Source organism: Dictyoglomus sp. GBS (genome assembly GCF_055179815.1).
In genome coordinates this window covers 1087084-1099665 of the sequence record NZ_CM143687.1, presented here as the reverse complement: position 1 = coordinate 1099665, position 12582 = coordinate 1087084, and the positions used below count along the sequence as shown (strand labels likewise).

The window sequence follows — 12582 nt, the reverse complement described above, 5'->3', positions numbered from 1 at the left end:
ACTCCAAAAGTAATATGTTAAGACGCTCTCCTTATAAAGATATAATAAATTACGAAAATATCCTTTCTAAGGATATAGGAGAAGGAGAGCGTCTTTTTCTGCACTATACCTTAATACAAGCAAAAAGTAATCTGGAAATAGCTGAAAAATCTGACTATTTTGTCTCTCCTCTTCTCTTTTTCTATGGTATAGTAGCATTAGCCAAAATTATAATTTTGAAAAACTCCAAGATTATACCAAGAGAGGTTTTACATGGACTTACAGTAAGAGTAGCTGGAGAAAAATCCATAGATTGGACTAAAAACTATGATCCTAAAAATGAAACAGTTCTCGTTAAGGAAAAAGGTCTTTTTCCTACTTTTTACAAATCTATATCTTCCCATGCTCTTCCCGAGGGTGAAAAATACACCTTAGGAGATCTCTTCCTCTTTCTCGAAAAAAAAAAAACCTCATTAGAACCTTTAGCTGTCCATTATCTTATTCTATTTCTTCTATCTATGCTAGCAAGATATGAACCTCAAAAGTGGGGATGGGCATATGAAAAATCTTCTTTCTCAAGAGAATTGAATACCTATTTAAAAATTGTAGGAAGAGAGATTTATGATCTTTGGAGAGAGAAGATTAATTTATAATAGCTTTCAAAAAGATCCTTAATTAGAGAAATATTATAAAGATCTTTAAAACTCATTAGCTTATTATAACTTTTGTCAAAGTATTTTTCAGCAATATTAAAGGTAGCTTCTTTTACCCTTTTTTTATCTAAAAGCTCAATTATATATAAAATATCCCTCTCAGATAATCTTTCCCTCATCCATATTTCTTCTAACATCATTCTTTCCTTATCTGAAGCCTCCGAATATAAGTACAATACAGGATAAGTTTTCTTCCGTCGTAAAAGGTCATTAAAGGTGTTCTTTCCTGTTTTATTTGGATCACCCCAAATTCCCATAGCATCATCAGCTATCTGGAAGAACAATCCAAAATCTCTACCAATCTCTTGGAAGATTTTTGCTATATCCTCCTTATAAATTGCTGAATAAGCTCCTAAATAGAAGCTTGTAGAAAAAAGTTTAGCTGTCTTTTTCTCTATCATAATAAGATATTCTTTAAGAGATACTTCTTTCTTTTTTTCAAACAATAAATCCAGATATTGACCTTCTATAAGTTCTCTTATAGTCTCAGTAATAGTTGATAGGGTTTTAGCAAGAAGCTGAGGATTTAAATTAGATAGAACCTGAAATGTCATATCAAATAAAAGATCTCCCACATTTATAGCTTGAGCTTCTCCCCAAATTTTCCATACAGTCCATCTTCCATGTCTTTTCTCATCTCTATCTTGAATATCATCATGAACAAGAGAAAAATTATGAAGAAATTCTAAAGAGGATGCTATATCTAAAACAGAGTCAAGATCACCACCTAAGGATTGATTTATTAATACACAAAAAAGAGGTCTTAATCTTTTTCCACCTTTAAACTCCATAAGAGGCTGAAAGTTTTCACCCACCCAGCCCATATGGTATGCAGTAATAAAATGAACTGGAACCTCTGATGAAAACTTATTCCAATTTTCTTGTAATCTTTTCTCTATTTGAAGAAGATATTTTTGAATTTCGTTCATATCCATTCCATTAATTCTTTAAAAAATTCCAAAAAATGTTTATCTGATAAAGCTTCGTTATGAGCAGGTGTTATACATACCACCTTTCCATTACCATAACAATGATACCATCCTGCTATGGATTCCCCATTTAAGGATTTGGAATAAAGAAAAACATTTGTTCTTCCTTTATCACAATATACAAAATAGTGTTCATCAAGAAGCTCAAAATTTATATTTTTCCCATCCTTAGGCGATTTTCCGAAATATTCTACTTTCCCTCTTTCAGGATGATATTTAAAATAACCTTTTAATATATCTTTTACAAAAAGACTTTCTGGATCATAGGAGGCAAGACCAGAGTGCCAGACTAAAAATTTTCCTCCTTCTAATATATAATTTTGTATATTACTTTCTATATCTTTTCGCATCCAAACTTTGTCTTTATCTTGCCCTATTCTATTTTCCCTTCCCAAAATAATTAGATGATAATTTTTTAAATTAATAGGAAAATCATCTGGAATTATATAATCAATATAGTCCTCTTTATTTTTTACTTTTTCTAAGACTTCTTTCAAATAAACTTCAGGATGATAAAAATCCCCTAATATTGCAAGAATTCTCCTCATTTTCTAAAAATTCTCCAAAAGTTCTATTATAAATTTTATTCTTTCAAATGAATCAAGATAAGTATACATACCACCTGTATAGTAGCCTTGCTGAGCAACTTCTATCCCATTTTTCTTAAAATCCTCTATTATCTTTTTCGTACCCTTTACTAAAAATCCTAAATGATGTACCCCTTCCCCATGAGTATCTAAAAACTCTCTCCAAGTAGAAGGATTTTCATCCGGTTCAATAAGTTCTATCTCTACGTTCTTAAAATTTTTAAAGAAAGCAAGCTTAGCCCTTGCTGGTGTAGGATTTCCTTTATATTGTGTCTTAGCTTTTTCATAGACATCAGTGATAATAATTTCAGGTTTTTCAACCCCAAAAATTTTAGAATATTCCTCTACTGCCTTTTCAATATCTCTCACAATTATACCTATCTGAACCACTACATCAGTACCTAAAATATCATTCACCATTTTCCTTTTCCTCCTTACAATATATTCTATTTTTAATTATATAATTTTCTACAAGATCTGGTACCAAGTATTTAATAGACAACCCTTTTTTTATTCTGTCCCTAATCTCTCTTGCCGAAATTGGGAAATATGGAAATTCCAGAAAAAAGATTCTATCTTCAAATTTTTCAAAAAGCTCCTTAATCTCTTCGGAAAAATAATTTTCTCCTCTACTTCCAATAACTATTTTTGAAAGTCCCAAAATATCATAAGGATCCTTCCAAGTTAGAAAATATTTAAATGCATCTTGTCCCAGTAAAAGATACATCTCCGTATTATAAAAAAGAGAAGATAGATCTTTTAAAGTGTCAATAGTGTAAGAAACACCTTCTCTTTCAAGCTCTATAGGTAATACCTCAAAATAAGGATTATTAAGAATAGCTAACATAACCATCTCATATCTTTGTTTTGAGGTAGCTTCTGGAATTTCTCTATGGGGTGGTATCTTATTAGGTATAAAAAATACCTTATCTAAATGAAATTTTTCTCTTGCATATTCTGCAAACCAGAGATGTCCATAATGAATAGGATCAAAAGTACCTCCTAAAACGCCAATTCTCTTCATAGTTATCCCTTCAATATTAAAGAATTATTTTTTTTATCAAATATAAACATGTAATCTCCTATTTTAACTATATCCCCATCAGACACTCTATATTTATTCAAAAGTTTTATAATTCCTCGTCTTTTAATATAATTAGAAAAATAGGCAAAGGCTTGCGGATTATAAAGATCTAATTTATTAGCTATTTTTTCAGTTTTATCATCTTTAAGTACCCATATATTTTCTTCATTTTTCTCAAGTAATGGTACCTCTAACTCTTTAATTAATTCTTTATTAGAAATCTCTTTATCTAAGTCAATAGCAGGAATATCTTTCTTCTTTTCTTTCACATATTTTTCTAACATTTCTAAAAACTTATCTACATTTATTCCCTCTTTGGCTGAGATAAAGATATAAGGTATACTTAAGCTTTTAAGCCATTCTTTAATTTCTTTCATTCTTTCTTGAGTCTCTGGTAAATCAATTTTATTGATTACAATAATCCTCGGTTTTTCAAGAAGTTTTGGGCTATAAAGACTTAACTCTTTTTGTAATATTTCATATGCTTTTTGTAGAGGATTCTCCAAATCACTTCCATCAAGAACAAAAACCAGAACTGATGTTCTCTCAATATGTCTTAAAAATTCATCTCCCATTCCCTTGTTTTCATGAGCTCCTTCTATGATTCCTGGAATATCTGCTACAGTAAATGTAAAATCTCCTCTATCCACAACACCAAGATTAGGGAATTTTGTTGTGAAAGGATAGGGAGCAATTTCTGGAGTTGCATTAGTTATTTTTGAAAGAAGAGTTGATTTACCCGCATTTGGCAAGCCCACAAGTCCTACGTCAGCTAAAAGTTTTAATTCTAAATATAGCCACCTTTCCTCTCCTTTTTCTCCCTTTTCTGCAAAATAAGGGGTCTGTCTTGTAGAGGTTGCAAAATTAGCATTACCTCTACCACCCTTACCACCTTTTGCTACTACTATTCTTTGCCCATGGAATGTCAAATCCCCTAGTAATTCTCCTGTTTCAGCATCAAAAATTAAAGTTCCTACTGGAACTTTAATAATTAAATCCCTTCCATCTTTTCCTTTTTGATTTTTACCTTTTCCGTGCTCTCCTCTCTCAGCATAATAATGACGTTTATAATGGAAATCGAGCAGAGTATCCAAATTCTCATCAGCTTCTATAATTACATCTCCACCCTTACCACCATCACCACCAGCAGGTCCTCCTTTGGGCACATACTTTTCTCTACGAAAAGCAATACATCCGTTACCCCCATCACCTGCTTTAATATATATTTTTGCCCGGTCTATAAACATACCTTGGATTAATTTTGAGAAACAGGGAGAACATTTATATATTTTCTGCCATGTTTTACAGAAAACTTAACAATACCTGGTTTTAATGCATAAAGAGTGAAATCTTTACCCAAACCCACATTTATACCTGGATAAATCTTTGTACCTCTCTGTCTAACTAATATATTTCCAGCATCCACCAACTGCCCCTCAAATCTCTTTACTCCCAAATATTTAGGATTACTATCCCTACCATTTCTACTTGCTCCACCTGATTTTTTGTGAGCCATTTATTTTCACCTCCTATTTTTAAGGTATTACTATTTCTTGTATTAAGAGTTGTGTAAACGGCTGTCTATGACCATACTTTCTTCTATAATGTTTCTTTCTTTTGAACTTAAATACAATTACTTTTGGATATTTATCCTGCCTAACTACCTTTGCCTTAATCTTAGCACCATTTACGTATGGCTTTCCTACCAAAACGTTATCCTCTTTACTTACCAATAGAACTTTATCCAATACTACCTCTTCACCCACATTTGCTTTTATTTTTTCCACATTAACTAAGCTTCCTACACTTACTTTATATTGTTTCCCTCCTGTTTCCACTATAGCAAACATTCCCTATAACCTCCTTACAAAAGTTGATATTTTAAATGAATTAACATTACAATTTATCACTTTATACAAGTATTTGTCAAGATTTCAAGATTAGAAAATAAAATTTGACAACTTTAGTTATATAATTCTATACTTTAATAAGCTTTTACTTTTATACATATATTTTGCAAATTATGAAAATGGAGGTAAATAATATGAACCAAAAAAGTAAGGTTAGTATAGTGAGAACAACTAATAAAAATATATATAATGCTGTTGGAGATGCGATAGATCTTATTGGCGGAATTGATAAATTTGTAAAGTCAGGTGATGTTGTTCTAATAAAACCAAATGCCTTTATAAGTAAGGAAGAGAAAGGTTTTATTTCAGACCCTGATGTGGTTCTTTCCATAGCAAGGTTATGTAAAGAGCAAGGAGCAAAAGAGGTATATATAGGAGAGAGAACACCTAGTGTTTATAAATGGTATCCTCAAGAGAAAATAGATATAGCAAAAGTAGTATGCTTTGATGACACTCATTTTAATTTAAGGGTATTACCTAATGCCAGAGTTATAAAAACAGCTGTTCCCATACCTAAAATTGTAGAAGAATGTGATGTATTTATAAATGTACCTGGTCTGAGATTTCATGCCTTAACTATTATATCAAATGGTATGAAAAACATAATGGGAATTATGCCTAAGGAAACAACTCTTTTGATACACCTTTCTGGATTAGAGGATGCAATTGTAGATCTTAACTATTTTAGAAGAAGTAATCTTGTAATTTCTACTGCAATACATACTATAGTTGGAAATTTCCCAGTTACAGGATATGGAATAGAGAGTAATACATTGATTGCTGGAGATAATGTAGTTGCTGTAGATTCTGTATCAGCATTAATATTAAATGCTGATCCTCACAATATAAGACACCTAACATTAGCAAATGACTTAGGACTTGGACCTATAGATATGGGGAATATAGAACTTGTTGGTGAATCTATAGAATCTTTAGAATGGAGAAAAAATATTGCTTTGCCAATCATAGACTATGAAAATTTTAGGGACAGAATAAATATAATAGATCCATTTAAGGCATGCCAGGGATGTAAAAGGGCAGTAAGCAGTGGTCTCTCAGACATCATTGAAAACTATCCAGATGTTGATCTTTCAGATGTAACTATAGTATTAGGCCCTGTTGAAGATTTGGACAAATTTAAACTGACAGATAAAATCATTCTTTTTGGGAATTGCACTTTTCCATATAGAGATAGAGGACTATATGTACAAGGTTGTCCCCCAAGAGCTAATATGGCAAAGCAAGCAATAAAGGATATTAAAAATTTAAAGTAATATAATTTTATCGCTATCTGCCGATTCTCTTGCCTTAATAGCTACCTCAGTAACATAGAAGGAATCTTCTGGCCTAACCATACATTTTCCCTTCCCCATTATTTCATTGATAAAATCCACAAAGATCCTTTTTCCTGGCATAAGTAGTAACTCTTCACCTTTATACTTCTCGTTTATTAAAAATACTTTGTTAAAAATGATTTCTATTATACCATCCGTACCCACAATTCTTACTCTATCATCATCATGAGTTGGAGCATTAGATGGTCTTAAATAATCAATGCTTAAAGAAGCAAATATTTCGTTTTCCAAAGTAAAAAAACAAAGAGCTGTGACCTCTAAATCCCCATTATCTTTGTTATATTTTCTTGAGTGAGTAGCATATACTTTTTTAAATTTCTTATTGGTAAACCAATAAATCCAATCAATAGCATGAATTCCTACCCATGGAATTGTCCCCCCATAAGATTCCCTGTGTTTATAAAACTCTGGTCTATTCCCTAATTTGTAAGATTTTTGAGTGTTTATTAATCTAATATTACCTATTACACCTTCTTGAATTTTATGCCAAGCTGTTAGAAACCATGATTTGTATCTTATTCCAAACATAGCACATAGATGTTTATTGGATTCATAATAAACTTTCTTCAGATTTTCTAGATCTTCCATGGTAGTAGCTAATGGTTTCTCACTAAAAACATGACAACCATACTTCAATACTTTCATATTTAACCTTGCAATGTCTCCAAAATGACAAGCAACTACTGCTATATCAGGCTTAGTTTCTTCTATCATCTTCTCATAATTATCATACACATTTACCTTATAAGGAAGAGCTTTTATCGTTTCTAAAACTTTGCTTATATCCTCACCATATGATCCAGGAGCAACACCAACAATTTTATAATCTGTAATTTCCTTTAATCCTTCCATCACGTAATTTATATGTCCAGAACCACCTATAATGACTATTTTCATTACTTTTTACCTCCTAAATAGATAATTTCTATGATTATTATATCTTAGAAATGATCATTGAAAAATCTCATAATTTTTGATAAAATACAGCTTGGAAAGATCAGAAGATAAATTGTACATTTGAGATGTTGACAAACTATCAATAATATAGTATATAAAAATACCTGTGTGAGCCGCTAGCTCAGTCGGTAGAGCACCTGACTTTTAATCAGGGGGTCACAGGTTCGATTCCTGTGCGGCTCACCAATGAAAGGGCCCTCATCGTCTAGCCCGGCCTAGGACACCGCTCTTTCAAGGCGGTGACGGGGGTTCGAATCCCCCTGAGGGCGCCAAAGTGGGCGGATAGCTCAGTGGTTAGAGCGCCTGCCTTACAAGCAGGAGGTCGTAGGTTCAAGTCCTGCTCCGCCCACCATAAAAAAAATGATATAATATATAATGTGGGGTCGTGGTGTAGCCCGGTTTAACACACCTGCCTGTCACGCAGGAGACCGCGGGTTCGAATCCCGTCGACCCCGCCATTTTTTTATAGTAAATTGAACCTTGAGGGCCGGTGTAGCTCAGAGGCAGAGCAGCCGATTCGTAATCGGCATGTCGCCGGTTCGAATCCGGCCTCCGGCTCCATAAGAAGGTGTTATTTATATGGTTGAATTTGGCAAGGTTGTAGATAAAAAGGGTAATATTTTAAAGATAGAATTAAACCCTACCTCTACGTGTAAGATATGTGGTCTTTGTCATTCGGAAGGTACATATAACTTTTATCTTGATGCCTTAGATAATTGTAACGCAAAAGTTGGCGAAACAGTCGTTATTGAGATAGAAAGAAAAAAATATTATAAGGCCTTATTTTTAATATACGGATTACCTTTAATTCTTTTCATTATTGGCGTTATTTTGGGATACTTATTCAATCCCAAAATACATTTTGACCCTCAACTTTTTGGACTAATCTTAGGCTTCTTATTAATGGCTCTTGGTTATATTTTGGTAAGATTTTTAGATCGTAAGTTAAGTAAAAAACAACAATATATTATGGTGGCTAAAAAAGTTGTTTAAAGATTTTAAGCCTCCAAAGGGATATAAATTACTCATAACTGCACCAAACTATATAATTGGTGAATTAGTATATAACTTATTAACCACTTCAGGTTTACATCCTCAAATTTTATCTTCCTCTTTTCCCTACACAGATCCTGTATATATGGGCAGAGGATTACCTGTTTACATAATAGTACCAGAAAACGAGTTTGAAGAGGCTAAAAGAGTTATAGAAGAAGAAAACATAGATAATAATTGACTTAATTTATTAACCTTTTTATAATCAGAAAAATTTTAAGTTCTGGGGTGAGAAAAGATGGAGAATATGGAAAAGAAATTACAAGAAGCTAAAGCTGCAAGTTATAAATTAGCATTACTCAAAACCAAGGCAAAAAATGAAGCATTAAGAAAAATAGCAGAAGGTATAGAAAAAAATATTCCAATAATATTGGAGGAAAATAAAAAAGATCTAAAAAGAGGAGAAGAAAAAGGCTTAAGTAAAGCATTAATGGACAGAATACTTCTCAATGAGAAACGTCTAAAAGACATTGTTCGAAGCATTGAAGATGTAATTAAACTGCCAGATCCAGTTGGAGAAATTATTTCTATGCAAAAAAGGCCTAATGGGATACTAGTAGGACAGATGAGAGTACCTATTGGTGTTTTAGCTTTAATCTACGAAGCACGACCAAATGTAACTGTTGATGGAGCAATTTTAGCAATAAAATCGGGAAATTCTATAGTTCTAAGAGGAAGTTCAGATGCCTTATATTCAAATATTGTTCTTGCTAATATAATGAAGGAAGCATTATCAGAATCAGAAGTACCCCCAGAAAGTATCCAAATTATAGAGACACCAGAACACTCAGCTGTAGAAAAACTTCTTCAAATGAGAGATTATATAGATGTGGTCATACCGAGAGGAAGTGCAAATTTTATTAAATATGTAATGAATATATCTAAGGTACCTGTCATAGAAACTGGCGCAGGAAATAATCATATATATGTAGAAGAAGATGCTGATTTTGATATGGCGAGAAAAATAATAATAAATGCAAAAGTTCAAAGACCATCTGTTTGTAATGCTATTGAAAAGCTTCTTATTCACAAAAATATTGCAGATAAATTCATACCATTAATAGTTGAAGACTTAAGAAAATATAATGTGGAGATTAGAGGTTGTGAAAAAACATGTCAAATTATAAAAGATGCAATTTTAGCTACAGAAGAAGATTGGTACACTGAATATTTAGATCTTATTATTGCAATAAAAGTAGTAAATTCTTTGGAGGAAGCTATAGAACACATAAATAAATACAATACAAAACACTCAGAAGCTATTATAACAAAAGATTATCATAAAGCAATGACTTTCCTGCAAAGAGTTGATGCAGCTGCTGTTTATGTTAATGCATCTACTAGATTCACTGATGGTGGAGAATTTGGGCTCGGTGCAGAGATAGGAATATCTACTCAAAAACTACATGCAAGAGGACCTATGGGATTAAAGGAGCTGACCACCACTAAATATATCATCTTTGGAGAAGGTCAGATAAGAGAATAAAAAGAAAGGAGAAGTAATATGAAACTTGGTATTATTGGTGGAGGAATGATGGGAGAAGCTATTCTCTCGGGTATACTTTCCTCTTCCTTTTTAAAAAAAGAAGATATATTAGTCTCAGAACCTCTTGAAGAGAGAAAAAAATGTTTAACAGAAAAATATGAAATAAGGGTGGTTTCAGATAATGTATATACGGTGAATAATTGTGAATATATTCTTTTAGCTATAAAACCACAAAACTTCAAAGAGGTACTTCAAGAAATTTCTCCACATATAAAATCCCATCATGTAATAATATCAATAGCAGCTGGTATTCCTATTTCCTTAATATCTAAATATATAAAAGAAGCAAGAAGTATTATTAGAGTAATGCCTAATCTTCCCTGTACTGTTAATAAAGGAACAATAGCGATTACATATTCAGAAGCAAAAGAGGAAGATATTAAGTTTACTAAAAGTCTTTTTGAAACAACTGGAAAAGTATGGATTTTGCCTGAAAAATATTTTGATACAGTAACTGCTCTTACGGGAAGTGGTCCAGCTTTTGTTGCTTTAATTTTACAAGGTTTTACATTATCAGGTGTAAAAGGTGGGATACCATATAATATATCAAAAGAGATAGTTATTCAACTTTTCGAGGGAGTATTGGAGTATATTAAGAGTAAAAATCTAACCTTTGAAGATATAATTAGAATGACCTCATCACCTGCTGGCACAACCATCATGGGACTTGAAGTTCTATATAATGAAGGAATTATTGGAATAATTATGAATGCTATAACGTCATCCAAAAATAGAGGCTCTGAAATAACTAATGAGATTAAGGAGGGACTGCTATGAGAAGAGAAAGAGGAATATGGCAGGTTATACTTATTATTTTCATCTTGGGAGCTATAATAGGTGGCTTAATTGGAACTGTTGGAGGTTACTATTTAGTTAGTAATAAAAATAAAACATCATCCACAGAAATATCCAATAATATTCTTCCCACTCAAGAGGTTTATGTACCAAGTGCATTAGGATCTTTTGAAAAAGATGTAGTAGCTATTGTTAAAAAGACAATGCCAGCAGTAGTAAACATAAGTACTATTACTTTAGTTGAAGACTTTTTCTTTGGAGTATATCCTCAGTCAGGAGTAGGTTCAGGCTTCGTCATAGATCCTAAGGGGTACATTCTTACAAACTATCATGTGGTAGAAGGAGCAAGAAAAATAGAAGTTACACTATCGGAAGGTAAAAAATATACAGGTAAGGTAATAGGATATGATAAAAGATCAGATTTAGCAGTAATCAAAATAGATGCTGAAAATCTTCCTTATCTGCCCTTAGGAGATTCTGATAAATTAGAACCAGGTCAATTTGCCATAGCTATAGGAAACCCTTATGGTCTTAATAGGACAGTCACCTTAGGAATAGTTAGTGCTCTTAACAGAACCATTATTGAACCTAATGGAGTAAGACTTGAAAATCTTATTCAAACAGATGCTGCTATTAACCCTGGAAATAGTGGTGGACCACTTATAAATATAAAGGGAGAAGTTATAGGTATAAATACTGCAATAAAAAGTGATGCCCAAGGAATTGGGTTTGCAATACCAATTAACAAAGCTAAACAAATTGCAAACAAATTAATTAAAGAAGGAAAAATTACTTACCCATGGATAGGTATAAGAGGATATGCTATTACTTCTGATATGTTGGATTATATTAAGTTCCCTGTAAATAAAGGAGTAGTTATAGCAGAAGTAGTACCTGGAAGTCCTGCTGATAAAGCTGGCTTAAAAGGAGGAAACAGAGTCATTTATGTTGATGGTACTCAAATAATTGTAGGTGGAGATATCATCACTAAAATTGACGGAAAAAGTGTAGATAGTATGGAAGAACTAAGGTCAGAAATACAAAAAAGAAAAGTAGGAGATGTGGTAGAAATAACATACATAAGAAATGGAAAGGAATATACTGTTAAAATTAAGTTAGAAGCAATGCCAGAAGACATATCCGGATAGTGAAAATTAAGATTTTATTAGTAGGAAAAATAAGAAATGAATTTATCAGGGTAGGAGTCCATGAATATAGAAAAAGGCTCCTACCCTTTTTTAATATAGACATCGAATATCTACAAAATTTCTCCAATTTACCTAAGGAAATTGCTTTATCAAAAGAAGGAGAAATTATAAAAAAAATAATTAAAGATAAAAAATATATTATATCCTTAGATAAAGAAGGCAAAGAATTATCCTCTGAAGAATTTGCTTATAAGCTTTTTGATTCAGACAAAATTTCTCAAAATAATGAAATAATCTTTATTATCGGAGGAATATACGGAATACCAGAAGACATTAAAAAATCCAGTAATCTTATCTTATCACTTTCCAAAATGACCTTCACTCATGAATTTGCATTATTAATCCTATTAGAACAGATATACAGAGGAATAAAAATTTTAAAAAACGAACCTTATCATTATTAAGA

Annotated in this window: 16 protein-coding genes and 5 tRNA genes; 13 read left to right on the top strand and 8 right to left on the bottom strand. The window is 32.1% G+C overall.

Annotated elements, in window-relative coordinates; all coding sequences use genetic code 11:
• Nucleotides 1–14: 14 nt before the first annotated feature.
• On the top strand, nt 15–632 hold the full coding sequence (locus ACY3IT_RS05325; RefSeq protein ID WP_463081941.1) for a YaaC family protein: 618 nt from the start codon (nt 15–17) through the stop codon (nt 630–632).
• On the opposite strand, the gene ACY3IT_RS05320 is transcribed toward ACY3IT_RS05325, so the two are convergent.
• Genes ACY3IT_RS05320 through rplU form a run of 7 tightly spaced genes read right to left on the bottom strand, consistent with a single transcriptional unit; the run spans nt 599 to nt 5202 of the window.
• Nucleotides 599–1627: a polyprenyl synthetase family protein gene (locus ACY3IT_RS05320; RefSeq protein WP_463081940.1), complete on the bottom strand. Its 1029-nt coding sequence runs from the start codon at nt 1625–1627 to the stop codon at nt 599–601. The genes ACY3IT_RS05325 and ACY3IT_RS05320 overlap by 34 nt on opposite strands.
• A complete protein-coding gene (locus tag ACY3IT_RS05315; protein ID WP_463081939.1) occupies nt 1618–2229 on the bottom strand; it encodes a ThuA domain-containing protein in 612 nt (203 codons plus the stop codon). Before ACY3IT_RS05315 ends, ACY3IT_RS05320 begins: the two co-directional genes overlap by 10 nt.
• 3 nt (nt 2230–2232) lie before the next feature.
• On the bottom strand, nt 2233–2688 hold the full coding sequence (locus ACY3IT_RS05310) for a VOC family protein (protein ID WP_463081938.1): 456 nt from the start codon (nt 2686–2688) through the stop codon (nt 2233–2235).
• Nucleotides 2678–3292 (bottom strand): nicotinate-nucleotide adenylyltransferase, encoded by a 615-nt coding sequence (nadD, locus tag ACY3IT_RS05305; protein WP_463081937.1) that lies wholly within the window; start codon nt 3290–3292, stop codon nt 2678–2680. The genes ACY3IT_RS05310 and nadD overlap by 11 nt, the downstream gene beginning before the upstream one ends.
• A gap of 2 nt (nt 3293–3294) precedes the next feature.
• Nucleotides 3295–4599: a GTPase ObgE gene (gene obgE / locus ACY3IT_RS05300; RefSeq protein ID WP_463081936.1), complete on the bottom strand. Its 1305-nt coding sequence runs from the start codon at nt 4597–4599 to the stop codon at nt 3295–3297.
• A gap of 8 nt (nt 4600–4607) precedes the next feature.
• Nucleotides 4608–4868 carry a 50S ribosomal protein L27 gene (rpmA, locus tag ACY3IT_RS05295; RefSeq protein ID WP_148807410.1) on the bottom strand — a complete coding sequence of 87 codons (261 nt, stop codon included), beginning with the start codon at nt 4866–4868 and terminating at the stop codon, nt 4608–4610.
• Between the two features lie 19 nt (nt 4869–4887).
• Nucleotides 4888–5202 (bottom strand): 50S ribosomal protein L21, encoded by a 315-nt coding sequence (gene rplU / locus ACY3IT_RS05290; RefSeq protein WP_463081935.1) that lies wholly within the window; start codon nt 5200–5202, stop codon nt 4888–4890.
• A 194-nt stretch (nt 5203–5396) separates the two neighbouring features.
• Here rplU and ACY3IT_RS05285 point away from each other — a divergent pair, with 194 nt between their 5' ends.
• On the top strand, nt 5397–6536 hold the full coding sequence (locus ACY3IT_RS05285) for a DUF362 domain-containing protein (RefSeq protein ID WP_463081934.1): 1140 nt from the start codon (nt 5397–5399) through the stop codon (nt 6534–6536).
• Here the strand turns inward: ACY3IT_RS05285 and ACY3IT_RS05280 are convergent.
• Nucleotides 6528–7514, bottom strand: a complete 987-nt coding sequence (locus tag ACY3IT_RS05280; RefSeq protein WP_463081933.1) for a Gfo/Idh/MocA family protein — start codon at nt 7512–7514, stop codon at nt 6528–6530. The two genes, ACY3IT_RS05285 and ACY3IT_RS05280, sit on opposite strands and share 9 nt — an antisense overlap.
• A 170-nt stretch (nt 7515–7684) precedes the next feature.
• Here ACY3IT_RS05280 and ACY3IT_RS05275 point away from each other — a divergent pair.
• The 11 genes from ACY3IT_RS05275 to ACY3IT_RS05225 all read left to right on the top strand — a co-directional run bounded on the left by ACY3IT_RS05275 (nt 7685) and on the right by ACY3IT_RS05225 (nt 12580).
• Nucleotides 7685–7760: transfer RNA gene (locus ACY3IT_RS05275), tRNA-Lys, on the top strand.
• Between the two features lie 8 nt (nt 7761–7768).
• Nucleotides 7769–7846 (top strand) — tRNA-Glu (locus tag ACY3IT_RS05270).
• A 4-nt stretch (nt 7847–7850) separates the two neighbouring features.
• Nucleotides 7851–7926, top strand: a tRNA-Val gene (locus ACY3IT_RS05265).
• A 27-nt stretch (nt 7927–7953) separates the two neighbouring features.
• Nucleotides 7954–8032, top strand: a tRNA-Asp gene (locus ACY3IT_RS05260).
• Between the two features lie 28 nt (nt 8033–8060).
• A tRNA-Thr gene (locus tag ACY3IT_RS05255) sits at nt 8061–8135 on the top strand.
• A gap of 18 nt (nt 8136–8153) precedes the next feature.
• Nucleotides 8154–8567, top strand: a complete 414-nt coding sequence (locus ACY3IT_RS05250) for a SoxR reducing system RseC family protein (protein ID WP_463081932.1) — start codon at nt 8154–8156, stop codon at nt 8565–8567.
• Nucleotides 8560–8808 (top strand): putative signal transducing protein, encoded by a 249-nt coding sequence (locus tag ACY3IT_RS05245; RefSeq protein ID WP_463081931.1) that lies wholly within the window; start codon nt 8560–8562, stop codon nt 8806–8808. The genes ACY3IT_RS05250 and ACY3IT_RS05245 overlap by 8 nt, the downstream gene beginning before the upstream one ends.
• A gap of 57 nt (nt 8809–8865) precedes the next feature.
• The gene (locus ACY3IT_RS05240) at nt 8866–10113 is read left to right on the top strand and encodes a glutamate-5-semialdehyde dehydrogenase (protein WP_463081930.1); all 1248 of its coding nucleotides are present in this window, start codon (nt 8866–8868) and stop codon (nt 10111–10113) included.
• An 18-nt stretch (nt 10114–10131) separates the two neighbouring features.
• A complete protein-coding gene (gene proC, locus ACY3IT_RS05235) occupies nt 10132–10950 on the top strand; it encodes a pyrroline-5-carboxylate reductase (RefSeq protein ID WP_463081929.1) in 819 nt (272 codons plus the stop codon).
• Nucleotides 10947–12116: a S1C family serine protease gene (locus ACY3IT_RS05230; protein WP_463081928.1), complete on the top strand. Its 1170-nt coding sequence runs from the start codon at nt 10947–10949 to the stop codon at nt 12114–12116. Before proC ends, ACY3IT_RS05230 begins: the two co-directional genes overlap by 4 nt.
• Nucleotides 12116–12580: a 23S rRNA (pseudouridine(1915)-N(3))-methyltransferase RlmH gene (locus ACY3IT_RS05225; RefSeq protein WP_463081927.1), complete on the top strand. Its 465-nt coding sequence runs from the start codon at nt 12116–12118 to the stop codon at nt 12578–12580. The genes ACY3IT_RS05230 and ACY3IT_RS05225 overlap by 1 nt, the downstream gene beginning before the upstream one ends.
• Nucleotides 12581–12582 lie beyond the last annotated feature (2 nt).